General features: G+C 61.3%; 17 protein-coding genes. 10 read left to right on the forward strand and 7 right to left on the reverse strand.

Annotation, left to right across the window (positions count from 1 at the left end; all coding sequences use genetic code 11):
• Position 1 precedes the first annotated feature (1 nt).
• Positions 2–982 (reverse strand): aldo/keto reductase, encoded by a 981-nt coding sequence (locus MPC4_RS17855; RefSeq protein ID WP_174513714.1) that lies wholly within the window; start codon positions 980–982, stop codon positions 2–4.
• A 211-nt stretch (positions 983–1,193) separates the two neighbouring features.
• Positions 1,194–2,927: a ubiquinone-dependent pyruvate dehydrogenase gene (gene poxB, locus MPC4_RS17860; protein ID WP_174513715.1), complete on the reverse strand. Its 1,734-nt coding sequence runs from the start codon at positions 2,925–2,927 to the stop codon at positions 1,194–1,196.
• A gap of 394 nt (positions 2,928–3,321) precedes the next feature.
• Between poxB and MPC4_RS17865 the strand changes: the two genes are divergently transcribed.
• The 3 genes from MPC4_RS17865 to MPC4_RS17875 all read left to right on the forward strand — a co-directional run bounded on the left by MPC4_RS17865 (position 3,322) and on the right by MPC4_RS17875 (position 7,928).
• A complete protein-coding gene (locus tag MPC4_RS17865) occupies positions 3,322–5,019 on the forward strand; it encodes an NAD-dependent malic enzyme (RefSeq protein WP_174513716.1) in 1,698 nt (565 codons plus the stop codon).
• A 121-nt stretch (positions 5,020–5,140) separates the two neighbouring features.
• Positions 5,141–6,544: a class II fumarate hydratase gene (gene fumC, locus MPC4_RS17870; RefSeq protein ID WP_174513717.1), complete on the forward strand. Its 1,404-nt coding sequence runs from the start codon at positions 5,141–5,143 to the stop codon at positions 6,542–6,544.
• A 40-nt stretch (positions 6,545–6,584) separates the two neighbouring features.
• Positions 6,585–7,928, forward strand: a complete 1,344-nt coding sequence (locus MPC4_RS17875) for a threonine/serine exporter family protein (protein ID WP_244629096.1) — start codon at positions 6,585–6,587, stop codon at positions 7,926–7,928.
• Here MPC4_RS17875 and MPC4_RS17880 read toward each other — a convergent pair.
• Positions 7,925–9,487, reverse strand: coding sequence for an MDR family MFS transporter (locus MPC4_RS17880; RefSeq protein ID WP_174513718.1), 1,563 nt, complete (start codon positions 9,485–9,487; stop codon positions 7,925–7,927). The genes MPC4_RS17875 and MPC4_RS17880 overlap by 4 nt on opposite strands.
• Positions 9,474–10,544, reverse strand: a complete 1,071-nt coding sequence (locus tag MPC4_RS17885) for an HlyD family secretion protein (protein WP_244629097.1) — start codon at positions 10,542–10,544, stop codon at positions 9,474–9,476. Before MPC4_RS17885 ends, MPC4_RS17880 begins: the two co-directional genes overlap by 14 nt.
• A gap of 263 nt (positions 10,545–10,807) precedes the next feature.
• On the opposite strand from MPC4_RS17885, the gene MPC4_RS17890 reads away from it, so the two are divergent.
• Together MPC4_RS17890 and MPC4_RS17895 are read left to right on the forward strand one after the other, a co-directional pair.
• Entirely contained in the window at positions 10,808–11,491 is a 684-nt protein-coding gene (locus MPC4_RS17890; RefSeq protein WP_174513720.1) for a TetR/AcrR family transcriptional regulator, read from the forward strand.
• 65 nt (positions 11,492–11,556) lie between these two features.
• Positions 11,557–12,603: a cation diffusion facilitator family transporter gene (locus MPC4_RS17895; RefSeq protein ID WP_174513721.1), complete on the forward strand. Its 1,047-nt coding sequence runs from the start codon at positions 11,557–11,559 to the stop codon at positions 12,601–12,603.
• A 30-nt stretch (positions 12,604–12,633) separates the two neighbouring features.
• Here the strand turns inward: MPC4_RS17895 and MPC4_RS17900 are convergent, their stop codons facing one another.
• The 3 genes from MPC4_RS17900 to MPC4_RS17910 form a co-directional block, all read right to left on the reverse strand.
• A complete protein-coding gene (locus tag MPC4_RS17900) occupies positions 12,634–15,681 on the reverse strand; it encodes an efflux RND transporter permease subunit (protein ID WP_174513722.1) in 3,048 nt (1,015 codons plus the stop codon).
• Entirely contained in the window at positions 15,681–16,778 is a 1,098-nt protein-coding gene (locus tag MPC4_RS17905) for an efflux RND transporter periplasmic adaptor subunit (RefSeq protein ID WP_174513765.1), read from the reverse strand. The genes MPC4_RS17900 and MPC4_RS17905 overlap by 1 nt, the downstream gene beginning before the upstream one ends.
• Before the next feature lie 193 nt (positions 16,779–16,971).
• Positions 16,972–18,033 carry a helix-turn-helix domain-containing protein gene (locus MPC4_RS17910; RefSeq protein ID WP_174513723.1) on the reverse strand — a complete coding sequence of 354 codons (1,062 nt, stop codon included), beginning with the start codon at positions 18,031–18,033 and terminating at the stop codon, positions 16,972–16,974.
• Positions 18,034–18,260: 227 nt separating this feature from the next.
• On the opposite strand from MPC4_RS17910, the gene gltS reads away from it, so the two are divergent.
• From gltS to MPC4_RS17935, 5 genes are all read left to right on the forward strand, one after another.
• Positions 18,261–19,457: a sodium/glutamate symporter gene (gene gltS, locus MPC4_RS17915; protein WP_174513724.1), complete on the forward strand. Its 1,197-nt coding sequence runs from the start codon at positions 18,261–18,263 to the stop codon at positions 19,455–19,457.
• 464 nt (positions 19,458–19,921) lie between these two features.
• On the forward strand, positions 19,922–21,397 hold the full coding sequence (locus MPC4_RS17920; RefSeq protein ID WP_244629098.1) for a porin: 1,476 nt from the start codon (positions 19,922–19,924) through the stop codon (positions 21,395–21,397).
• A gap of 432 nt (positions 21,398–21,829) precedes the next feature.
• Entirely contained in the window at positions 21,830–23,488 is a 1,659-nt protein-coding gene (locus tag MPC4_RS17925) for a ferritin family protein (RefSeq protein ID WP_134492912.1), read from the forward strand.
• 130 nt (positions 23,489–23,618) lie between these two features.
• Positions 23,619–24,707 carry an FAD-binding oxidoreductase gene (locus MPC4_RS17930; RefSeq protein WP_174513725.1) on the forward strand — a complete coding sequence of 363 codons (1,089 nt, stop codon included), beginning with the start codon at positions 23,619–23,621 and terminating at the stop codon, positions 24,705–24,707.
• Entirely contained in the window at positions 24,704–25,777 is a 1,074-nt protein-coding gene (locus MPC4_RS17935) for a ferritin family protein (protein ID WP_174513726.1), read from the forward strand. The genes MPC4_RS17930 and MPC4_RS17935 overlap by 4 nt, the downstream gene beginning before the upstream one ends.
• The last annotated feature ends 105 nt before the right edge of the window (positions 25,778–25,882 follow it).

A 25,882-nucleotide genomic window follows, 5' to 3' on the forward strand; every position in this document is an offset into this window, starting at 1 on the left:
GCTATGCGAATCCAGCCACCTCATGCGGCGTGTAGGGCGCTTCGAGCGCCGCGATTTCCTCCGGCGTCAGATTGAGCGAAAAGGCCGCGATGGCGTCGCTCAAATGATGCGGTTTCGAAGCGCCGATGATCGGCGCCGTAACGGCGTTTTTCTGCGCGACCCAGGCCAAAGCCACCTGCGCGCGGGGAACGCCGCGCGCTTGTGCAATCTTGCCGACCGACTCGATAATCTGGCGATCGGAATCGGTTATATGAGCGTAGAGAATTTTGCCGAACTCATCAGTCTGCTGGCGCTCGCTCGTTTCGTCAAAGGCTCGCGTCAAGCGGCCGCGGGCGAGCGGAGACCAGGGCAACACGGCAACATTCTCATCGGCGCAAAGGGGCAACATCTCGCGCTCCTCCTCGCGATAGAGAAGGCTCACGTGATTTTGCATGCTGACGAATTCGGTCCAGCCATTGAGCCGCGCCGTATAGAGCGCCTTGGAGAATTGCCACGCATACATTGATGAGGCGCCGATATAGAGCGCCTTTCCGCTTTTCACGACGTCGTGAAGCGCCTCGAGCGTTTCTTCGATCGGCGTCCCATAGTCCCAGCGATGGATCTGATAAAGATCGACATAATCCGTGCCAAGCCGCTTCAGGCTGGCGTCAATCTCGGCGAAGATGGCTTTTCGCGAAAGGCCGCCGCCGTTCGGCCCAGGACGCATGCGAATATACACCTTCGTGGCGAGAACGATCTCGTCCCGGCGCGCGAAATCCTTGATCGCGCGGCCCACGATCTCCTCGGAGGATCCGTCCGAGTAAGCATTGGCCGTATCCAGAAAATTGACGCCGAGTTCGATCGCCTGCTTGATGATCGGCCGGCTTTTTTCTTCGTCGAGCGTCCAGCTGTGGGGGCCCCGGTCAGGCTCGCCAAAGGTCATGCAGCCGAGGCAAAGCCGCGAAACCTCAAGTCCGGTCGAGCCGAGCTTTACATAGTCCATCGTCAATACTCCTGACGGCAAGGCTCAGGTCAAAGGGCGCCTTAATCACATGCGCGCCGCCGGTTGGCAAAACACTTTCGCCGGAGCAACGCGCAAGCGCCGCAGCAGAAGAGCTGCCGCCGCAGCGGAAGGATGCGCTCACATGCTCTCAAGCCGTTGTTCTGACTCATGACATGCGTCAGAACAGTCTGAGGCTTTCCGGCATCGCGCTTTAGCGCCAAAGGTTCGTGCGCGCGAGATCGAGCACTTCGTCGGCGCGCCCGTTCATCACCGCCTTCACCATGTAAAGCGTGAAGCCCTTGGCCATCTCGGCCGTCACTTTCGGCGGCATGGCGAGCTCCATGCGGTTCACCACGGCGTCGATGAGCACTGGACCTTCATGAGAGAGCGCCTCGGCGACGCCGGCTTCGACGCTTGCGGGATCCTCAAGCCTTATTCCGCGTATGCCGACCGCTTCCGCCATAGCCGCGAAATTCGGGTTCTTCAGCTCGGTCCCGGTGTCCACGAAGCCGCTCGACTTTTGCTCAAGTTCGATAAAGCCCAGCGAGCCATTGTTGAACACAACTACTTTCACCGGCAGGCCAAGCTGCGCGAGACTGAGAAAATCGCCCATCAACATGGCGAAACCGCCATCGCCTGAGAGCGAGATCACCTGACGTTTCGGGAAGGCGGACTGCGCGCCGATGGCCTGCGCCATCGCATTCGCCATCGAGCCGTGCCAGAACGACCCCATGAGCCGACGCTTGCCATTCATCGCGAGATAGCGCGCGGCCCAAACGGTCGGCAGACCGACGTCGCAGGTGAAGATCGCGTCATCCGACGCAAGGTCGCTGAGGGCGCGGGCGACCTGCTGCGGATGGATCAGTCCTTTGCCGCGGGTTCCGCGCGCCTGATCGTCGAGGCCCTGGCGCGCCTTGCGATAATGCTCCTGCGCCTGATCGAGACGCTTGCGGTCGGTCTTTTCCTTAAGCAGCGGCAACAAGGCTTCGAGCGTCGCTCCGACGTCGCCGACGAGGCCGAGATCGACCGAAGCCCGGCGGCCGATCTGTTCCGGCCTGATGTCGATTTGCGCGATGCGCGCCGCATCGGCCTTCGGATAAAATTGGCGATAGGGAAAATCGGTCCCGAGCATCAGAAGGACATCGCAATCATTCATGGCGTAATAGCCGGACGAAAAGCCGATGAGGCCCGTCATGCCCACGTCATAAGGATTGTCCCATTCGACGTATTCCTTGCCTTTGAGCGCATGGACCATCGGCGATTTAAGCCGCTCGCCGAGCGACAACAGTTGATCATGCGCGCCCTGACAGCCGGAGCCGCATAACAAAGTGATCCGCTCGGCGCCGTTCAGCAGGTCCGCCAGCTGCTGCAGCTCCGCCGGCGCCGGCCTCACCACAGGCCGCGGCGCGAGCAGGCCCGCTGGCTTTGCCGTCGGCGCGTCCGACGCGGCCTGCAGCGCGACGTCGCCAGGCATCACCACGACTGAAACGCCGCGCTTGGCGACAGCCGTGCGAATGGCGATTTCGAGCACGCGCGGCATCTGGTTGGCGCCGGAAACCAGTTCGCAATAATCGCTGCATTCGCGGAACAGATCCTGCGGATGGGTCTCCTGAAAATAACCCGAGCCGATTTCAGCGGAGGGGATCTGCGCCGCGATAGCCAGCACGGGCACGCGTGAGCGATGGCAATCGAACAGACCGTTGATGAGATGCAGATTGCCGGGTCCGCAACTGCCGGCGCATACGGCGAGCTCGCCGGTCAGATGCGCTTCCGCGCCAGCCGCGAAGGCTCCAACCTCCTCGTGGCGCACATGGATCCATTCGATCTTGCCCTGGCGGCGCACGGAATCAGTCAGGCCATTCAGGCTGTCGCCGACGATGCCGTAAATGCGCTTCACGCCGGCGGCGGCCAGCGTTTCAGCGAATTGATCCGCTACAGTCTTCATGATCCCATCCCTTAAAGCTTGCATCATCGCGGAGAGTGAGACCGGGCGCCGCCGCTTCCGCGAGAGGGTAAGTCGTCGAGCTATCACCTGTTACTGGATCGAGGCTTGTCCTTGAAAGCGTGACCGCTGCCCCTGCTTTTGTCAACGAATGCTGATAACGGTCAAGTTGCAAACGCGGACGCCTCGTATAACCTTGTCAGCGGCAATGTGGGCCATCAACTCAAATTCTCGCATTTGTTTAAGCCGCCCTTCATCCTCCCGAGAATAAGGGCCTGATTGCGGAAATTCGTGAGATTCGAAAAACGCGGCGGCCGCCTGAAGGATCCGCGCCGCGATCCAAGACGCCCGAGTTAATTGTCGGGACCTTTAGCGAGCGTAATAAAGGAGGAGACATATGGCGACCGGACCTGACTTCAACAGTCCAATAGAAACCGATCTGACCGACTTCAGCCTCATCAATACGCCTATGCTGAACAAGGGAACCGCTTTCACGGAGGCGGAGCGCGGCGTCTTCCATCTGCATGGACTGCTGCCGCCTCACGTTGGCGTTCTGGACGAGCAAGTGGCGCGCCGCCTTAAGGTCTTGCGCGCTTTTGAAACGGATTTCGAGCGTTACGCTTTTCTGCGCGATTTGCAGGATACCAATGAGACGCTGTTCTATGCTCTGCTGGTGCGCAACCTTGAGGAGATGCTGCCACTGGTCTACACGCCAACCGTGGGCGAGGGATGCCAGCGCTTCAGCGAGATCTGGCGCAAGCCGCGCGGCGTGTTTTTGAGCTATGCGAACAAGCATCGCATTCGTGAGATCCTTTCAAATCCGCGCTTCGATCAGGTCCGCGTCATCGTGGTAAGCGACGGCGAGCGCATCCTCGGCCTCGGCGACCAGGGCGCCGGCGGCATGGGCATACCGATCGGCAAGCTGTCGCTCTATACGGGCTGCGCCGGCATTCACCCCGACATGACGCTGCCGATCCTGCTCGACGTCGGGACCAACAACAAGGAGCGCCTCGCCGATCCGCTCTATGTGGGCTGGCGGCATGAGCGCGTGACCGGCGCAGAGTACGACGATTTCGTCGAGGCTTTCGTCGAAGCCGTCGCCGATCGCTGGCCCGACGTCCTTCTCCAATGGGAGGATTTCGCGGGATCCAACGCCAGCCGCCTGCTCCTGCGCTACCGCGACCGGCTCTGCACCTTTAACGACGACATCCAGGGCACCGCCGCCGTCGCCGCCGGAACCCTTCTGGCCGCGATCAACGTGACCGGCGTGAAACTGACAGAGCAGCGTATTGCTTTTCTCGGCGCCGGCTCGGCCGGCTGCGGCATCGCGTCTCTCATTTTGCAAGCGATGATCGATGATGGCGCGAGCGAGACGGAGGCGCGCAGCCGCTTCTTCATGGTCGACCGCAACGGTCTCCTCATCGAGGGCATGCAGGGGATCACTCCGGCCCAGACGCCCTTCGTGCAGAAACGGGAGGCGGTCGCCGGGTGGACCCTGCAGACGCCAAACGAGATCGGTCTCCTCGACGTCGCGTCAAACGCCAAGCCAACCGCGCTGATCGGCGTTTCGGGCCAGGCCGGCGCCTTTGCCGAGGCTGTCGTTCGCGCGATGGCGCAGCATGTGGAAAGGCCTGTCATCTTCCCGCTGTCCAATCCGACCTCGCGCAGCGAGGCGACGCCGGAACAGCTCATCGCCTGGACTGATGGACGCGCGCTGATCGGCTCCGGCAGTCCCTTCGCGCCCGTCGAATGGAAGGGGAGGACGATCCCGATTGACCAGACGAACAACTCGTACATCTTTCCGGGCGTCGGGCTCGGCGTCCTCGCTTCCGGGGCGCGAAGAGTGACCGATGCGATGTTCATGGCGGCGGGCAAGGCCCTCGCCAAAATGTCGCCGACGATAGACGACAAGAACGGACGGCTGCTGCCTACCGTCGATCGGCTGCGCGCGGTGTCGCTCGCTGTCGCGAACGCCGTCGCGCGTCAGGCCCAGGCCGACGGCGTCGCCGATCGGTGCGACGAAGCCGCCTTGTCGGGGCGCATCAAGGCTTACGTCTGGGAGCCTCAGTACCGGCCCTACCTCAAGCGGGATTGAGCCGTTCCGATATTGATCGCCCGGCCGCCCTTGCCGTGCGGCCGAGCGTCCCGACAAAACCCTCGCCGCGGCGATCTCAGCGGCGCCAATCACACATCCGCACAAGTTCGGGAAACATACAATGAACGATCTTCGCACGGAAACCGACAGTCTCGGAGAGGTCATGGTGCCGGCCGACAGGCTCTGGGGCGCGCAGACGCAGCGGTCTCTCGAGCATTTCAGCATCGGCAAGGATCTGATGCCGCGCGAGATGATCACGGCGTACGCCATTTTGAAGAAGGCGGCGGTCATCGCAAACAAGGCCGGCGGCCGGCTCGACGAACAAAAACACGGGTTGATCATCAAGGTTTGCGACGAAATCCTCGCCGGTCAGCATCAGGAGATGTTCCCGCTGCATGTCTGGATGACCGGCAGCGGCACCCAGTTCAACATGAATGTGAACGAGGTGATCGCAAATCGCTGCTCCCAGCTCGCGGGAACGCCGCTCGGCAGCAAGACGCCGGTTCACCCGAATGATCACGTCAACATGTCGCAATCGTCGAACGACACCTTTCCGTCGGCGATGTATATCGCCGCCGCGGTCAATGTCGCGCACCGGCTGATCCCGGCGGTGAAAGAGCTGCGCGACGCGATCGCGTCAAAGGCCGCCGAATGGGCCGATATCGTCAAGATCGGCCGCACCCATATGCAGGATGCGACGCCAATCACGTTGGGCCAGGAATGGTCCGGCTACGCCGCCATGCTGGAGGACGATCTCGAACGCATCGACGACGCGCTGAAGGGCGTCTACCGTCTCGCGCTCGGCGGCACGGCGGTCGGCACGGGAATCAATGCCGCGCCCGGATTCGCGGAAGCGGCGGCGGCCGAAATCGCAAAGCTGACGGGCCTGCCCTTCGTCACCGCGCCGAACAAATTCGCCGTGCAGGGCGCGCATGACGCCCTTGTGCAGCTCTCCGGCACGTTCCGCACGCTCGCCGTCTCGCTCTACAAAATCGCCAACGACATTCGGCTGATGTCTTGCGGCCCGCGCGCCGGCTTCGCCGAGCTGGTCATTCCGGAAAATGAGCCCGGCTCTTCGATCATGCCGGGCAAGGTCAATCCGACGCAGGCGGAGGCGCTGACCATGATCGCCGTGCAGGTCATGGCGAACGACGTGGCTGTCGGCTTCGGGGGCGCCGGCGGCTACCTCGAGATGAACGTCTATAAGCCGCTGATGATCCACAACATCATGCATTCGATCACGATCATGACGGACGGATGTGTGAACTTCCGCAAATTCCTCGTCGAGGGGACGAAGCCGAACCTCAAGCAGATCAAGGGTTATGTCGATCGTTCGCTCATGCTCGTCACCGCGCTCGCACCGGTGATCGGCTACGACAAGGCCTCAATGATCGCGCATTACGCCATGGATCATGATCTGACGCTGAAGGAAGCGGCGTTGAAGCTCGAATTGGTCACCGAGCAGGAGTTCGACCGCATCGTCGATCCCGCCAAGATGGTGAAGCCCTATGTCGCCACGGAGTAAATGGTCGGCTCGCGCAGAAGGGTCGGGGAACGGCTAAGGAATGTCCGATCGTTCTGACCAGCTTCTGCCCGCGGTCTCGCCGCCGCCAAAGCGCGTAGACCCGCCACGGCGGGAGGCTATGGATATAGTGTTGGCTTGCGCCAGGCTCCTGTTCGTCAATGGTCAGACAACGGAACACACGATCGCGGGCGCGACGCGCCTTGCGCAAGCATTCGGCTATCGCGCGACCGTCTTTGTGCATTGGGGCGAATTGACCTTGCGCATCGAGGACGACGCCGGCGCCTTTATCGACATGATCGAGGCCGCGCCACTCGGCGTCGACATGAACAAGGTCGCCGCGACCACGAACTTGATCGACGCGGTTTGTGAAGGCCGCGCAAGCGCGGCGGCGATGCGACCGGGAATAGAGACGATCGCCTGCCTGCCGCCCGTTTCGCTATGGCGCTTCACCTTGCTGGCGGGCGCGGGAGCGGCGGCGCTCGGGGTGATTTTTGGCGCGACTCATTTCTTAAGCCTCATCCTGATCGCGCTGAGCGCCGGCGCGGGAGCCTTGTTGCGGCGCGGCCTGACGCTGGCGAGCCGCAACCCGTTTGCGCCGCCTTTCTGCGCCGCCCTGCTCGCCGGCGTCGTCGGCGCGATCGTCGTGCGGCTCGATCTCAGCTCCACGCTTCGGCTTGTCGCCGTTTGTCCCTGTATGGTGCTTGTTCCCGGACCCCATCTCCTCAATGGCATGCTCGATCTCGCCAGGGCGCGCATCGCGCTCGGCGGCGCCCGCATCGGCTTTGCCAGCCTCATCATTTTGATGATTTGCGCGGGGCTTCTTGTCGGGCTTGCGCTCGGCGGAACGAGCCTGCCCGTCTCGGGCGCTTCGCGTGCGGTTCCGCTCGGCTATGACATAATCGCCGCGGGCGTCGCCGTCGCGGCCTATGGCGCTTTTTTCTCCATGCCGTGGCGAATGCTGCCGATACCAATTCTGGTCGGAATGCTGGCGCATGCTTCTCGCTGGGCGATGCTTGCGATAGCGGGCGCCAGCGCCGAGGCGGGAGCGTTCGCCGCCTGCCTGATCGTCGGAACCGTTATGACGCCGATCGCGGATCGGCTCCGATTGCCGTTCGCGGCGGTCGCTTTCGCCTCGGTCGTGTCCCTCATACCCGGCGTCTTTCTGTTCCGAATGGCCGGCGGGCTGGTCGATCTGATGAGCCTTGGCCCTGACGCGCCGCCCCATCTGCTGGCGGCCGCCCTCACCGACGGCGCGACGGCCTTCCTCATCATTATCGCAATGGGTTTTGGCCTCATCATTCCAAAATTGTGCATCCAATATTTTGTGGCCGCTTTCGTGAAGCCCAGATCGCCCGCCCTCGCAAAGACGCCGCGTAGCTCTTAATGAGCCTCGACCGGCGCCTTTGACCGCGGCGGCCTGCGTAACAGCGTGATCGCCGCGAGGCTGACGATGAGCCCGACGCCGACGACCCAGAAGGCGTCGGAATAGGCCGATACGTAAGCCTCCCGGCGAACCTGCATCGCGATCGACGCCAGCGCCTGCGCCCTGGCGATGATGGGATCGGCGATGACGCCCCGCGCTCCGGCCATCAGCATGGCGATCCGCTCCTGGGTCCGCACGGCGTTCTGCGTCATCCCTTCGGCAAGAATCGAGAAGTGGAAATGTTCGCGCCGCTCGATGATCGTCGAAAGCAGGGCGATGCCGACTGATCCGCCAAGATTGCGCATCATGTTTGATAAGGCCGAGGCGTCCGCCGTCTCCCTTGGAGGAAGATTGGCGGTCGAAAGCTGCGACAGCGGGATTGAAAACAGCGGCTGGCCGGCGGCGCGCAAAAGCTGCGGCAGGATCAGCTGGTCCATGCCGACGTCATGCGTCAGGTTCACATTGATGAAGCAGCTCGACGCAAAAAGCAGCGTGCCGACGACGACGAGAATGCGCGGATCGAACCGCTTCATGAGGAACGGCATGGCCGGAAACAAAATGAGCTGCGGCAATCCGCTCCACATCACGACGTAGCCGATCTGCTCGGCGTTATAGCCTTGAATTTGTGCGCAGTAGAGCGGAATGACATAGGTCGAGCCCAGCGAGACGGCGCCAAGCACAGCCATTAAGGCGCTGGAGGCGCCGACCGTCCTGTTGCCGAGCACGCGCAGGTTGATGAAAGGCCTCGCCGCCGTCAGCTCGCGCAGAATGAAAAGCAGGACGCCGCCGCCCGCCGCGATCGACAAGCGGATGATCATATCCGATTCGAACCATTCCTTGCGCTGGCCTTCCTCGAGCACGAAAGTGAGGCTCGAGAGCCCGATCGCCATCGCGGCGATGCCGAACCAGTCGCCCTTTGGCAGTTCGGCCCACCGGGTGGCTTGCTTTGGCAAAGCTGTGAGCTGGATGACGGCGGCGATCGGGCCCGGAATAAGGTTCAGGTAGAAAATATAGTGCCAGGAAAAACTATCGGTCAGCCAACCGCCAACCGTCGGGCCGAGGGCTGGAGCAAGGGTCGCGGTCAGTCCGAAGAAAGTGATGCCGACCCCTTGTTGCGACTTCGGCAGCCGCGTCCGGACGATGGTGATGGCCGTCGGGATGAGGACGCCGCCCGTAAACCCCTGCGCGGCGCGGAAAATTATCAGCTGCGGCAACGACGTCGACAAGGCGCAAGCAATCGAAAAGGCGACAAAAAGGCTCGTGTTGACCGAAAGGTAGCGGCGAAGGCCAAAGATCGACCCAAGCCAGCCCGTGAGCGGAATCACGATGATCTCGGCCATCAGATAGGCCGTCGAAATCCAGCTCCCTTGCTCCGCCGACGCGCCGATCGCGCCTTCGATGTCGGCCAGCGACGAATTGGTGATCTGGATGTCGAGAATGGCGGTGAAGGCCCCCAGAATGGCGCCGGCAACGGCGAGCCAGTCCCCGGCGTTCGCCTTCGCCTCCTCACCGCCGCTCATCGTCCGCCCTCGACGCGATGGCGCCGGCGTGGTCCGTTCCGGGCCGCGCGCGCGTGTCGATCGTCGCCTCAACCGAGAGCCCTGGCCGCAGGCGCTGAATCAAGGGATCATTGTCGTCAAGGATGATCTTGACCGGGACGCGCTGCACGATCTTGGTGAAATTTCCGGTCGCGTTCTCCGGCGGCAGCAGCGCGAATTGCGCGCCTGTCCCCGGCGCAAAGCTGTCGATGCGGCCATGAAACACGTGATCGCCATAGGCGTCGACGGTGAAGGACGCGGGCTGTCCCTCGACCATCGCGCCGACCTGCGTCTCCTTGAAGTTGGCGATGAGATAGATCGATTTGCCCATCGGCACGATCGTCAGGAGATTGGCGCCTGGCTGGACGAGCTGGCCCTTGCGCAGCGACCTGTCGCCGACGACGCCGTCGATCGGCGCTCTGATCGTCGTATATTCGAGATTGAGCTTGGCCTGATCGAGATTGATCTCGGCTCGCTGCAGGCTGGCGCGCGCGGCGGCCTCGAGGGAGTGCAGGGCGTCCGTCTGCTTCTGGGCGGCGTCATAGCTGGCTCGCGCCTTGTCGAGCGCAGCCTGCTTCTGCAGAAGGTCCGAGGTCGCCTGATGCGAGCGCTGGATCGTGCCGGCTCCGCTGTGCAGAAGGTCGCCATAGCGCTTTTGCTCTTCCGTTGCGAAATCAAGCGCCGCCGTCATTGTGGCGACATCCGCTTTTGCTTCCTCGATCTTTGCCTGTTGCTGGATCAGCGCCGCGGCGACTCCCTCAAGACCGGCCTTCGATCTGTCGAGATCGGCCTGCGACTGAAAAAGAGCGATGCGATAGTCACGCTCGTCGATCCGCGCCAGGACCTCGCCCGCCTTCACCGGCTGATTGTCCGAGACAAAAACCTCGGCGACGAATCCTCCGACTTTCGGCGTCGCCACAACCTTGTCAGCTTGCAGAAACGCGTTATCGGTCGTCTCCTCGAAACGGCCGGCCGTCCACCAGCGCCAGCCGAACCAGCCAGCGGCCCCGAATGCGAGCAGGAGCGCAATGACGGTCAATAGGCGTTTGCGGCGGGATCGAACGGGCCTCTGTCGAGAGCCGGCCGCGGCTTCGCCCTCAGAAGGAGGGACAGACGTCGGAGCGCCCTCGCGCAAACGAATGATAGCCTCGGCGTCCCTCACCGGCGTATTTTCAGGGGAAAGTGATCGGGTGCGAGGAAGAGAACTTGCGGACGAATCCATGAGTCTGCCATAATGGAACGGAACGGTACCGTTTTATACCGGCGGCTGACATTCGGCAAGCCAGGATTTCGAGACATGCGATGAAAACGACTTCAACAGACGGGCGCGGCGAAGGACGCAGGGGCGATTCGTCCCCACGGTGCGGGCGCCCAACCAAGGCGGCGGCGGCGCAGCGGGACGAACGCCTGCTGGAGATCGCAACCGACATGTTCCTGAAGCATGGTTTCGACGGGACGTCGATGGAGCGCCTGGCCGAGGCCGCCATGATCGGCAAGGCGACGCTTTATGCGCGCTATGCGGATAAGGGTCAGTTATTCGCCGATGTTCTGCGCCGGCGCATCCTTACGATCTACGCCCCTATCGAGGCCGAATTCGCAAAAGGCCTCAGCGGCAAATCCCTGGAAGAAACGCTTACGATTCTGGCGCTGCGCTTTATCGATTCATCCCTGTCGCCAGCATCAATCGCTCTCCTTCGTATCCTCACGGCGCAGAGCGAGCGTTTTCCCGAACTCGGCAAGCTTGCCGTAGAGGAAGGAACAAACCGAAAGATCAGGCTTGTCGAGGGCATCCTCACGCGCTTTTCCGCCGGACGCCGTTTCGCGATCGACGACATGGCGCTCGCCGCGGATCTGTTCCTTGGCATCGTCCTCGGACGGGTCTCGCGCATAGCCTTGCTCGGCGTCCAGACGGACCCCGAAGCGCTCGATCGCCAAACCCGCGAGGCCGTGCGGATATTTGTGCGGGGCCTTGTCAAGGATGACTGACAAGTCGTTGACGCAATATACTGGAGCTGGCCTCCTGAACTCGCCTTTTTGAAGGCCAACTCGCCATGATCTCGTCGAAACGCGCGCGGCGCCCTTCATCCAAATTCGTCATCTACGCTGCGATCGTCGGCAATCTTCTTGTCGCCGCGACGAAATTCGCCGCCGCCGCCCATACCGGCAGCTCCGCGATGCTGAGCGAAGGCGTGCATTCGCTCGTCGATACCGGCAATGAGCTGCTGCTTCTTTATGGCCTTCATCGCGCGACGGCCCGGCCCGATCGCCAGCATCCTTTAGGTTACGGCCGCGAAGTCTATTTCTGGAGTTTCGTCGTCGCGCTTCTGGTTTTCGCGCTCGGCGCCGGGATCGCCTTTTATCAGGGCGTGGCCCAGGTCATTGCTCGGGAGCCGATCGAGAACCCGTCCGTCAACTATATCGTGCTCGCTTTTTCGGCGATGTTCGACGGCGCGACGTGGTGGATCGCGTTGCGTAATTTCAAAGGCAGAAAGCCATACGCTGCGCTGTTTCGCGCGGTGCGGGACAGCAAGGACCCGCCGTCCTTTATGGTTCTCTTTGAGGATAGCGCGGCTCTCATTGGTCTTTTAATCGCCTTCGCCGGGTGCTTTCTGTCAGTCAGCCTGCGCAGGCCCGAATTGGACGGCGTCGCCTCGATCCTGATCGGCGTCGTGCTCGCCCTGACCGCGGTGGTGCTGGCGCGCGAAACCAAAGGGTTGCTCATCGGTGAATCCGCTGACCCTTCAATCATCGAGGCGATCCTGCGCCTCGCCGGCGAGATCGACGGCGTCGCCAACGCCAATGGCGTGCTGACGATCCATTTGGCGCCCGATCAAATTCTCGTCGCGCTCAGTCTCGAATTTGCGGACAATTTGACGACGCCGATGATCGAAGCCCGCGTGCTCGAGTTGGAGCAGCGCCTCCATGTAAGCCACCCTTCCGTCGTCGCGATTTTTGTCAAGCCGCAAACACCCGACTCTTTCAAGACGACCTTCGAGCGCCGGTTTGGCCAATCCCCTCCGAAAAGACAGCCTATGCGTCGGGGCTCAGAAGCTGAACATCGCGGCAATGACGACATCCGGCGCGATGTTCTGGATTGAACTTGAACAAGACCCTTCGGGAGCCGCCGTTCAGGCCTCGGCGTGCGCCGGCTCCTTGACGCGGAACATCGCGACATAGAGCGCCGGCAGGACGATCAGCGTCAGCATGGTTGCAACGAACAGGCCGCCCATGATGGCGAAAGCCATCGGGCCCCAGAACACCGTCGGGGCGATCGGAATGAAGCCGAGCACCGTCGAAATCGCCGTCAGCATGATCGGGCGGAAACGTGAAAGCGTGCCCTCGACGACGGCGTTCCAGACGTCGCGCCCCTGCGCCCGCTCGGTCTCGATCTGCTCGATGAGGATCACCGCGTTGCGCGCGATCATGCCCATCAGCGCCAGAATGCCGAGGATGGCGACGAAGCCGAGCGGCCGGCCGGAAATCAACAAGGCCGCGACGATGCCGATGAGGCCCATCGGCACGACGCTCACGACGAGAGCCAGCCGGCTGAAGCTATGTAGCTGAGCCATCAGGAACAACACCATCAGGAACAGCATCAATGGAACCTTGGCGAAGACCGAGGCCTGCGATTGCGCGCTTTCCTCCACCGTGCCGCCGACGTCGATATGATAGCCTGCCGGAAGGCTTTCGCTCAGCTTCTGCACAGCGGGAGCGAGCGAGCGGACGGCGGTTTCGGGCGTCGCGCCAGCCTGCACGTCGGCCTGCACCGTCAATGTCGGGACGCGCTGGCGCCGCCAGATCAGGGGATATTCCTGATCGAAGTCGAAGGTCGCAACCTGGCTCAGCGGCACCGTGCGTCCGTTCGGAAGCGGCAATTGCAGGGCGCGCAGAGTTGACAGCGAAACGCGCTGCTCGTCCTTCGCCCGCGCGACGACGTTGACGAGATAGATGCCGTCCCGCACCTGCGTGATCGGCGTTCCGGTCATCACCGTATTCAAAACCTCGGCGAGCGCCTGCGAGCTTAGGCCCAGAAGCCGCGCCTGATCCTGATCGATCTTGATGCGAACCTGCCGCGACGGCTCGATCCAGTCGAAATTGACCTCTTTGACATGCGCATCCGCGCCCATTGCCTGAGCAAGCCGCAAGGCGATCGCGCGCACCTGCTCGATGTCCGGGCCGCTGACCCTGTATTGCACCGGCCAGCCGACGGGCGGCCCAAGCTCCAGCGGCGACACCCGGGTGACGGCGCTCGGCAGCTGCTCGGCGAGCTCCTTCTCCAATTTCGCATGAAGCCGATCGCGCGCCGCCACATCCTTGGCGACGACGACGGCCTGCGAGAAGAAGTCATTGGCCAGTTGCACATTGAGCGGAAGATAGAAGCGGATGGCTCCGCGTCCGACATAGGTGCTCCAGCTGGCGACGTCGGGATCACCCTTCAGGATCGCATCGAGTTTCGCCGCGGCTTCATCGCTGGCGAAGATCGACGCGTTTTGCGGCAGCGTGAGATCGACGACGAGCTCCGGGCGGTCGGACGCCGGGAAAAACTGCCGCGGCACATAGGGCATCGCCAGGATGGAAGCGATGAAACAGGCCAGCGTCACGGCGATGGTGAGCCAGCGCATCCGCATCGCGCCAAGAAGAATGCTGCGGAAAATGCGCAGGACCAGGCCTTGTTTCTCGGGAGCCCCAGCCGCCGGTTTCTTGAGAAGGGCGACGCCAAGCAAAGGCGCGAACAGAACGGCGACGAACCAGGAAACGATCAGCGCGATGGTTACGACGGCGAAAATCGAGAAGGTATATTCCCCCGCGGCGCTGCGCGCGAAACCGATCGGAACAAAGCCGGCGGCGGTGACGAACGAGCCCGTCAGCATGGGGAACGCCAGCGTCTTATAGGCGAAAGTCGCCGCCTGCTCCTTGCTGTCGCCCTGCGCGAGACGCGATGTCATGACGTCGACGGTGGTCATCGCGTCATCGACCAGAAGGCCGAGCGCGATGATGAGCGCCCCGAGGGAAATGCGCTGGAGGTCGATGCCGAGAAATTCCATAATCGGGAAAACGATCGCCATCGTCAGCGGAATCGAGAGCGCCACGACCGCGCCGGGCCGGAAGCCGAGGCTGACGATGCTCACCGCCATGATAATGGCGATCGCCTGCCAGAGCGATTCCATGAATTCGCCGATGGCGGTTTTGACGACGACCGGCTGATCGGACACGAGCGTCGCGTCGATGCCGAGCGGCAGATCGGCGACCGTCTGATTGATCGCAGTTTTCACGTTGCGACCGAGCGCCAGAATGTCGCCGCCATCGCGCATCGCTATGGCGAGGCCGATCGCCGGCTTGCCGTTGACGCGGAACATCGGTTGCGGCGGGTCGGAAAAGGCGCGGCGCACCTCGGCGATATCGCGCAGCCGGATCATCCGGCCGTTCGACAGAAAGTTGACGTCGAGAATGTCTTGTTCGGAGCGAAAGGCGCCGGAAACCCGGAGCGAAAGCTTTTCGGCGCCGGTCTGGACGGAGCCTGACGGGCTCACCGCGTTCTGCGCCCGCAGAGCCGCGATCAAAGCCGCCCGGTCGATGCCAAGTCCGGCGAGCTGCTGTATCGAGAATTCAACGAAGATCTGCTCGTCCTGCGCGCCCAGGATATCGATTTTCGAGACGTCCGGAACCTGCAGCAAGCGCGAGCGAATATCCTCGACATAGTCACGCAGCTCCCGATGAGTGAAGCCATCCGCGGTAAAGGCGTAGATCAGCCCATAGGTGTCGCCGAAATCGTCGTTGAATCCGGGGCCGACGACGCCGGCAGGCAAGGTGTGGCGAATGTCGCCGACGTTTTTTCGGACCTGATACCAGATGTCCGGCACCTCGGCGGCTGTCGTCGATCCCTTAAGAGTGACGAAGATCGTCGTAAGGCCGGGCTTCGTGTAGCTTCGCAGGAAATCAAGACCCTTGGTCTCCTGCAGCTTGCGCTCGAGCCGTTCGGTGACCTGCTGCAGCGTGTCGTCCAGCGTCGCGCCGGGCCAGGAGGCCTGCACGATCATCGTCCGGAAAGTGAAAGCCGGGTCCTCGCTGCGGCCAAGCCGGAAGTAGGAGGCAAGTCCGGCGACAGTCACCGCGATCATCATGAAGATGACGAATGACTTATGCTTCAGCGCCCATTCGGAGAGATTGGGACCCATTACGACGCCGACCCCAGAAGACGGATCTTCTGACCCGGATGAAGCGCCTGCACCCCGGCGGTGACGACAATCTCGCCGCCTTCGAGCCCTTGCGAAACGACGACCGATCCAGGATCGAAACGCTGCACGTCGACGTTGCGCAGCGAAACGGTGAGGTTCGCGGGATCAACGATCCAGACGGCGGGCTGGCGATCGCTATTCGTGAGGGCGCTCGCCGGAATCGAGATGCCGGGCGTCGACTCGAGTTGCATACGCCCGGTCACCGTCGCGCCGAGCCGCATCGCGGGCGGCGTGTCGATCAGGCTGACGCGCACCCGGAACGTGCGGGTGACGGGGTCGGCCTGCGGATCGACCTGCCGCACGCGACCCTGCGCCGTCACGGACTGATCATCGGTCAAGGTCACGATGACTTTCGGGTTCGGCGGCGCGGACCGTATCACCTGGGCCGGCACGTCAAATACGGCGTCGCGCCCGTCCTGCCGGGCGACCTGGAAGATCATTTGCCCCGCCTGCACCACTTCGCCCGACTCGGCGCCTCTGGCGGTGATCGAACCTGTCACATTCGCCTTGAGCTCCGTATAGCTCAGGCGGTCCTCGGCGATCTGCAGCTGCGCGTGCGCGTCATCGACCTGGGACTGCGCCGTGCGCAGCCCCTGCTCCGCCTGATCGAACAGGACCTTGGTCGTAAACCCCCGCTGCAACAAGGTATTCTGGCGATCGAAGGTGTTGCGGGCCTGCACCAATTGTCCTTGCGCGGCGGACAGAGCGGCTTGCGCGGAGCGCAGGGCGTTTATCTCGTTCTGCGGATCGAGTTTCGCCAGCACCTGATCAGGTTCGACATGATCACCGACGCCGGCCAATCGTTCGATGATGCGGCCCCCGATGCGAAAAGCGAGCGAGGCCTCGTTCTCGGCCAGGATTTGTCCGGTCAGCACGACGGTTTCGCCGACTTCGCTCTTTTCGACGGTCACGGTTCGCACAGGCCGCGGCTCTGGAGCTTTGGCTTCCCTCTCCTGCTTGCACCCCGCAAGAAGCAGCGCGAATGCCGGCGAGGCCAGCAGCGCGAATGCCAGGCCGCGTCTTGTTTTAGGAGAGATAGTGCGGGCCAAAGTGCCGTCCTCTAACTGGAATATCTCAAATCATCAGGAGCAGCCGGCGCGCGGCACTGCAACGCGCCGGTTATAGCTTTGTGAGCCCGGCGTGGGATGAGCACTAAATCCCATTGCTAGGCCTAAAATCCCAAATCGTAGCGCAAACATTGACCGCAATGGGAGTGAGCCGCATCGGCCGTCAGACATGAAGGCCCCGCAGAACATCGCCAAGTTTGCCCGTCGCTGCGGGCCACGCACGCCTTCCCGCCCGCGGCGCGGGCAGACCAATCACGCCGGCGGCGCGCGCCGCGCTGGGGCTATAACCGAATTCTTTTTTGAAGGATCGGCTGAATCCTGAGGCGTCGCTAAAACCAAGCCCCTCCGCAATTTGCACGATCGGGCGATCATTGCGGCGATCGGAGAGCCGTTCATGCGCTTTCTGCAAACGCTGACGCTGAACCGCGTGCGCGACGCCGCCCGAAGGCTCGAAAAGGCGATAGAGCCGCGAGCGGGAAACGCCAAGCGAACGGCATAAAAGGTCCGCCCCGAGCTCGGGCGAGCCGAGATTGGCTTCGATGATCTGGCGCGCCCGCTCCAGCAAGGTCGCGGCAATCGCATTCTGCGCAGCCGCCTTGTGATCGAGGGTCGGCGCGAGGCAAGCCATGATGATGGAGCGGGTCGCTTCATCGATCTGCGGCAATTCCGCCCGCGTCATGCCGGGGAGTCGACGCTGGAGCGAGACCACGAAGTCGGCCAGAACCGCGCCAAGGCCCGCATCTGGAATGACATTGTCCGCCGCGTCAATCATGTCCGTCATGCCTCGGAACACATCGCGGGGGACGAACAGAGAGAGAACGTCGGAATCCGCCGCCGCGCCTTCAAAAGGACGCCCCAGCGAGCGAAATCCAATCAGCCGTGGCTCCTCGCGGCCGGCATGGCCGGCGCCGGCGTTTTGCACCACCACGAGGCACCAGTGATCGAGCGGGTCCTTATCGAGATGGCGCCATGTGCGTGAAACGCCGCGCGGCATGGTCGCCCGCGTGAGCGCGAAACGACCAAGGTCCCAGACCTGCTGCTCAGCTTCAAATCGCTGATCGCGCGGTTCGAGAAGGGAAAGATCTACTGTTGAGGAAATAAACTCGCGCCATCCACCGAATTGTTCCTGTTCAGGAAGATCTTTCGTGGAATAGGTTAAATGTGAAATAAGCTTTGGCGAATTATGGTCGGACGCGTCTGGCGAGGTTCGGGGTTGTTCGACCACCGTCGATCTCCTTCGACTCCTGAAGCTCCACATATAAACTCGATAAGCTTTGCCTTTCAAGCTGCTAATCAGACTGCCAGGGCGGCCGGCGCGACCCCGGCAACTTTGCCTTCGAGGGTTGCAAAGTTCCAGAAACTAAGCTTCGCTCCCGCTGCTTGGCCCCCATCGCGGGCGTCTTCTGGCGTTTAAGCTCGTCCAGACGACCTCGTCGCGCTCACGGACTTTCGATGACGACGCTCGAAGCCCCCGGCTTTCTCACCTTCACAATTTCGATCATCGTCTTCTTTGTTGGCGCCGGGCTGAACCGCCTGATCGCCCCGCTTCGGCGCTGGAGCATTCCGGACGCCGTAACCGGCGGCTTGCTCGCGGCCCTCGCGACGCTCGTCGCACATGAGGCGTTCGGACTCGAAATCATTTTCGATCTCGACGCCCGCGACATGCTTCTCCTTTATTTCTTCACTGGCATCGGTCTCAACGCCAAGCTTGGGGATCTCCTCGTGGGCGGTCGCCCCCTGCTCATCCTGTTGGGGCTGACGCTCGTATTCCTCGTGATCCAGAACCTCATCGCCGCCGGAAGCGCCACGGCGCTCGGCCTGCCCTCGGGAATTACTGTTCTGCTCGGCTCGGCGTCGCTCATAGGGGGCCATGGGACCGCCATCGCGTGGGCGCCACTGATCGCCCAGCGATTTGGATTGGCCAACGCCATGGAGATCGGCGTTGCCGCCGCCACGCTCGGCCTTGTGATCGCAAGCCTCATCGGCGGCCCTGTCGCGCGCTTTCTGATTTCGCGCCATAAGCTCCACGGCCTCGAGGACGCCGCGCCCATGTTCGGACTTCCCGACGAGGAAAACAAAGACGATTTGAACCATATCAGCCTGTTGTGGACCGTGCTGATCCTCAATGTGGCGATACTGATCGGCTTTATCGTCCATGAAGCGCTCGTCGGGCTCGGATTGAAGCTGCCCCTGTTCGTCGCATGCCTGTTGACCGCCATCGCAATCACCAACATCACGCCGCGACTGCTGCCGCGATTGCAGTGGCCGGCGCGCACGCGTTCGCTCGCGCTCGTCTCCGATCTCGCGCTCAACGTCTTTCTCGCGATGTCCTTGATGAGCATGCAGCTCTGGACGCTTGGCGGCCTTGGCCCCGCCCTCGCCGCCGTCCTGACGCTTCAGACCATCGCCGCCATCGTCTATATCGTGTTCGTTGTGTTTCCGGCGATGGGCGGCGACTATGAAGCTGCGGTCATCTCAGCCGGCTTCAGCGGCATCAGCCTCGGCGCGACGCCAACGGCGATCGCCAATATGACCGCCATCACGAAAGCCCATGGCGCGGCTCCAACGGCCTTCATTATTTTGCCTCTGGTGTCGGCCTTCTTCATCGACATCGCCAACGCCACGGCGATTGGCGTCCTCGTCAGGTAAGGTTTCGCTGGGAGCGCTCGGCGCGGCCCTCACGCATCGAAAAGACGAGGCGAGCTGCAGAGCCCGGCTTCTGCTCTACGAGCCCCTCGACGCTTCTGGCCGGTCGATGATCCGCGCCGCAGCCATGTCAAGCCGCGGCTCCAGCTCTGCCTTGGCCGCTGACGGCGGCAATCGGGACAAAGTCATAAGAAAAGCCCTTCGCGTCCCTTTTCGCCACGTTTTTGGATGCAGTCGTCCGCCGCGACACTGTTGCGCGCGTGTTTCAAATCGCTACGCCGCTACAGCGCAACATTTCATTTTAATATCAAATATTTCGTCAACACATTGATTTGGATCAAATTTTCCTCCTGGCCCGACCTTTGCTGCAAGTCGGCGCCGATAAATGACGGGCTGATCAATGCGCCGCAAATTCGGGAGGGGATTTTATGCGTCAATCGCCGCGTATGTTTCGGAGTCGGCGCCGTATGGCCCGCACTCTGTTTTGCTGCCTTGTCGGCGCCGGGGTAATGGCGAACGCCGCGCGGGCCGATACGACCGACGACCTGATCGAGCAGCTCAAGGCCAAGGGTATTTTGTCCAGAGGCGACTATCAAAAGCTGAAGCAGCGCCGCGCAGTTGAGGCCAAGCGCAAATCCGCAGAACCAAGCCGTCAGGCCGTCGCCGGCAAAGGGGCTCCTATATCCGCAGATCGCTACATCACAGCCCTCGATAAAGGCGTTGGCGTGCGCGTCGGCGACGTCGACGTCAAGATATCGGGCGGCATAGATTATTTTTCGGTCGAACAATTCAAGGGGCAGACCACCGGCACAGCAACGGCTGGCGGCGTGGTTGGCGGCCTCGTCAACATCGGAACCAGCATCTACAACAACAGCAATTCCATTCGCGGCGGCATGCTTGGCAGCTCGCTCGTCGTCAGCCTCGCGACGAATCAGATGGGATATGATATCGGGGCGACTTTCGGCGCCTACAGCGTCGGCACGAATATCAACGTCGGGGCGTCGCCTTTCAACGCGAATAGTTTCGGCTACGCAACGGCGCTCGGAACGCCGGCGATCGACATGCGCCAGATCTTCGGAACGATTGGCGCGCCAGACGTCGGCACGATCAAGATCGGCCGCGATCTCGGATTTTTCGGCGGCGACGTGATCCTCTATGATGCGATGCTCCTCGGCGTCGGCCTGCCCTTCAGAAACTCCCAGCCGGGCTTCACCTCCGGTCATATTGGCAGCGGCTATGTCTATGCCGATTGGATTCCGCAGATCAGCTATACGACGCCGACATTCTATGGCCTCACGGCCTCGGTCGGCATCTTTACGCCCTATGACCAGCTTGCCGTGTTTACCGGGACGGACTCAGGCAACCTCACCGCCCACGACCAGCCCATGTTTCAGGCGCGGCTGAGATATACGGGCGAGATCGCGCCAGCGGTCAAGTTGACGGCCTGGACCGCCGGCATAACCGAGCAGCAGCGCTCCGAAGGATTTGGCGTCGGCGATGCGTTGCCGGTTGGGCAGGCCATCCGAGCCTCCGCCATCGATGGCGGCCTGAAGCTTGACGTCGGCGACGCGAGCTTCCTCGGCTACGGCTACTACGGCAACGGCCTTGGAACCAGCGTGCTGTTCTTCGATGGCATCAGTCCAAACGGCCAGAAGCGCGACTCCTACGGCTGGTTGACCCAGGGCAGCTACACCTTCTTCGACAAACTCACGTTGGGCGCGAATTATGGCATCAGTTACCTTCAGGCCAATAGCTACGACGCCACCCAGAACTACGACGCCTATATGCTTCGATCGTATGAATCCTATGTCGCCTTCGCACGCTATCAATTGACTTCGTGGGTCATGCTGGAAGCAAATTTGTTTCGTGGCATTGCAAGAAACCAATCCGGCGGAACATTCAGTTCAAACGCTCTCGCTGTCGGCACGCTGTTTTCGTTTTGACGCGTCGCAAGCTTGACGCAAGAGAAACCGTCCAGGTTTTAATCTTCCTCCCCCCTCGACGCCGGATGGTCCGCCATCCGGCGTTTTTTTTTGCTCCCTAGCCTTCGATGCGGCGACGCACAACAAACCTTCAAGAGCGAGATCCCGATTGCTGCGCGGCTGACGAGTGTCGCGACAATGTTTCACCTCGCAACACTCGGACACTGAAGCGCACAGCCGCCGCGCGCCACTTTGTCTCTACACAACTGATTTATCACATGTATCTCTTTTGGCACGAGTGTTGCGGTCATTTCGTGGGCGGCGCTGTGACAAACAAGAACATCCAGCGCTGCGCTTCGAGCCGAACGGAGCTTGAACCGGCCTACGGAGAAACGTCCGAGAGCGGCCATGCGACAGGCTGCTCCAATCGTGCATAAAGGGAGGACTTAGAATATGTCACTGTCGTTAAGCAGTATTACGCAACAGAAAGGCATGCCGATCGCCGAGGCGACGCGCAGGATCTCCGATCTCGGCTGGACGCCTTCCTATGTTCAGGAGGCGATGACATTTCCGACGGACTATAAGATTTCGAAACATCCCAAGGACCCGATGAAGCAGGTCCTTCGCTCCTACTTCCCGATGCAGGAAGAAAAGGACAATCGGGTTTACGGCGCTCTCGACGCCGCCCTGCGCGGCGACATGTTCAGCAATGTCGAGCAGCGCTGGGTCGAATGGATGAAACTGTTTCTTGCGATCATTCCGTTCCCCGAGATTTCCGCGGCCCGCTCCATGGCGATGCTCGGCCGGCTCGCGCCCGGCGATGATCTGCGCACCGGCTTCACGATGCAGATGGTCGATGAATTCCGCCATTCCACCATTCAGATGAACCTGAAGAAGTGGTATATGGAAAATTACATCGATCCGGCGGGCTTCGACATCACCGAAGCCGCCTTCGGCAAGTGCTATGCGACGACGATCGGCCGTCAGTTCGGCGAAGCCTTCCTGACCGGCGACGCCGTCACCGCGGCCAATATCTATCTCCAGGTCGTCGCCGAAAGCGCGTTCACCAATACGCTCTTCGTCGCCATGCCGTCGGAAGCCGCGCGTAACGGCGACTATGCTTTGCCGACGGTCTTTCTTTCGGTGCAATCGGACGAATCGCGCCACATCGGCAACGGCCATTCCTTCCTCATGTCGGTCATCAACAACCCCGACAATCACCTGCTTCTCGAGCGCGATATTCGTTACGCCTTCTGGCAAAATCACGGAATCGTCGACGCCGCCGTCGGCACCATTGTCGAATATGGCACCAAGCATCGGGACAAGAAGAAAGAGTCCTACGCCGAGCTCTGGCACCGTTGGATCTACGAGGATTACTACCGTACCTATATGCTTCCGCTCGAAAAATACGGCATCAAGATCCATCACGACGACGTTCACGCCGCCTGGGATCGCATCGTCAAGCAGGGCTATGTGCATAAGGTGGCGCAGTTCTTCTCTGCTGGGTGGTGGGCGAATTTCTGGCGCCTCGAAGGACCGGACGAGCGCGATTTTGAATGGTTCGAATATAAATATCCGGGCTGGTACAATGAATATGGGGCGTGGTGGGAGAACTACCGCAAGCTCTCAAAGCCCGGCAGCGTGCCGATCACCTTCGCCGACACCGGCTACGTCTATCCGCACCGCTGCTGGTCAAACCTCGTCCCCGCTGTCATTCGCGATCAGTTCACGACCGACGTCGTCGACGGCCAACTCTACACCTATGGCCACGAAGTCGACCGCTGGACGCACAAGGAGGCCTTCGCCGCCGAATACCAGGGCCGTCCCACGCCAGCGATGGGCCGCTTCAGCGGCAAGCGTCAATGGGAGGAGCTCTATGACGGCTGGGACGTCGCCGACGCCATCAAGGATATGGGCTTCGTGCGTCCCGACGGCAAGACGCTGATCGCTCAGCCCCATTTGTCTCTCGAGGAGAAGGATATGTGGACGCTCGATCACGTGCGGGGCTACACGATCAAAGCGCCGATTACGGCGTTGCGCGCGCTCTCGCCCGCCGAACGCGAGAAGCACATCGCCGAATATCGCAAGGGCTTCACTATCAAGCGTCTCTGATTTCAGACCTCCTGAACCGGCGCAGGCACAGCAGCGTGACGCCGCTGTCCTGCGCCGGTCCGCAGGCAAAAAAAGCAGATGATGGATAGATCCAGCTGGCGAGACGCCAAACGGTTGGAAGGAGGCTATTTTGGTAAGCAAGCCCGATACGAGCAAGCCGCTGCACACGGTGCGGCTGCAGCCGACCGGCACTGAATTCGGGGTATACGAAGGCGAGACCGTCTTGAACGCTGGTTTCCGGCAAGGCGTAGCGCTGATCCATGGTTGCAAAGAAGGTCAGTGCTCAGCATGCAAGGCCGTGTTGCTGGATGGCGACGCCGAAATGCTGAAATACTCAACATTCGCGCTGCCCGAATCAGAACGCGACTCCAATCACGTTCTACTGTGCCGCACAATTCCCTTCAGCGACCTCGAAATCGAACTTCTTATGTTCGATGAGGAACTTCTGTCGCACTCGGTGGCCGTCAGCGAGTTCAGCGGCAAGGTGGAGACTGTTGAAGCGCTGACGCAGGATATCCGTCGACTTGTTCTTTCCCTCGACAGGCCGATGACTTTCTTCGCCGGCCAATATGCAGACATTACCCTGCCCGATGGCTCAACGACGCGGTCGTATTCGATGGGCAATCCGCCGAGCGACCCATCCCGGCTTGAATTCATCATCAAAAAATATTCGGGCGGTCGTTTTTCGTCACGTCTTGACGGCGATCTGGCCAAAGGCGCCAAAGTCGCCGTCAGCGGCCCTTACGGCACATGCTTCCGCCGCGAGCACCGCGATGATGCGCCCCTGGTTCTGATCGGCGGCGGATCCGGGCTCGCCCCGCTTCTGGCAATCCTCGAAGACCAAATAGCGGAGGCGCCGCAACGGCGGATCCGGCTCTACTATGGCGCACGCACGCAGGCGGACCTGTTTTGGCTCGACCGCTTTCAATCGCTCGAAACTGAACTGCCCGATTTCCGTTTCATCCCGGCTCTGTCCGCCGCGGCGGATGACAAGCAATGGGAGGGCGAGCGAGGCTTCATCCACGAAGTGGTGCAGCGTGGGCTCAGGGCCGAATCGATTGGGGACGGCGCGGACGCCTACGCCTGCGGGCCGCCTCCATTGATCGACGCAGTGCTTCCAGTTCTACAAATGGCGGGGGTCGAACCGGAACGCATTTATTTCGACAAATTTACCCCTGCAACCAACAACGAAAAAGTTGAGGAGGAAACAGCGCTATGAACATTAAAGTCGATGTCGAAGAGTCCATTTCTGGCGCCGCGGGTGCGAAAACCTTTCCCGGATCGGACAGCCGCCATTACAACTACTTTCAGCCGAAGGGCCGTAAAGCGACGCATTACGAGGACGTCACAGTCGACGTCCAGCCCGATCCGGAGCGCTACCTCGCCCAGAACTGGATCATCGCCTTCGCCAACGGCGATCCGACCTACAGCAAGGATTGGACGAAAGTCAAAAGTTCGGACTGGCATGTGTTCCGCGCGCCCGATCAGGAGTGGGAGCGCACCCATTATCAGCGCCAGTCGACCATCATCGGCATGGTGCTCAACGTTGTTCAGAACGGCAGGCGCTCAGGCGCGCCGCAACGCTTCGACAAGCAATGGGTCAAAATTCTGCAAGATCATCTCGGCGCCTATAAGCACCTCGAATACGGTCTTGGCGTTTCGCTGATGCACGCCCAGCGTTTGGGCTACACGCAGATGGTCAATAATGCGCTGCTGACGAACTGTTCATACAAGATCCGCTTCGCTCAGGACATCACCCTTTATCTCGGCGATCTCAACCTTGACCTGCCCGACCTCGATCTTGCCGCCGGCAAAAAGCATTGGCTCGAAGACGAGCTCTGGCAAGAGACCCGCGCCACCATTGAAGGGGTGATGGGAACGAACGATTATATTGAGCAATATTTTGCCACCAATGTCTGCGTCGAGCCGCTCCTTGGCGAACTCTTCCGCAGCGGGTTCATCATGCAGGTCGCAGCCGCCCAAAACGATTTCATGACGCCCTCGGTGATTTCGTCTGGCGAGGCCGACTATGAGCGCAACCTCGCCAACACGGTCGAACTGCTGACGATGTTGGCCTCCGACGTGAAATATGGGGCCGAAAACCGCAAGCTTTTCGAGAAATGGCTTCACCAGCATGGCGGACAGGCGCTCGCCGCGGCGCGGCAGTTGCAGCCGATCTGGTCGCTGCCCGTCAACAAGCGGGCGCGGTTCGATGATGTTTTAGAAGCGCAGCTTGCGCGGATAGATTCCATCACAAACGCCATTGGCGTCGAAAAACTCCCACGGTGAGTTTTCTTGAATTGACAACGGCGCGGCGCGCAGCCGCGCCAACATGCCTGTTTACGCGAATTGAAGGAACCCCACCGTGAGCACAGATCACACCGCAAATATATT

Origin of the sequence: Methylocella tundrae, assembly GCF_901905185.1 — a bacterium.
In the GTDB taxonomy this organism is placed as follows: domain Bacteria; phylum Pseudomonadota; class Alphaproteobacteria; order Rhizobiales; family Beijerinckiaceae; genus Methylocapsa; species Methylocapsa tundrae.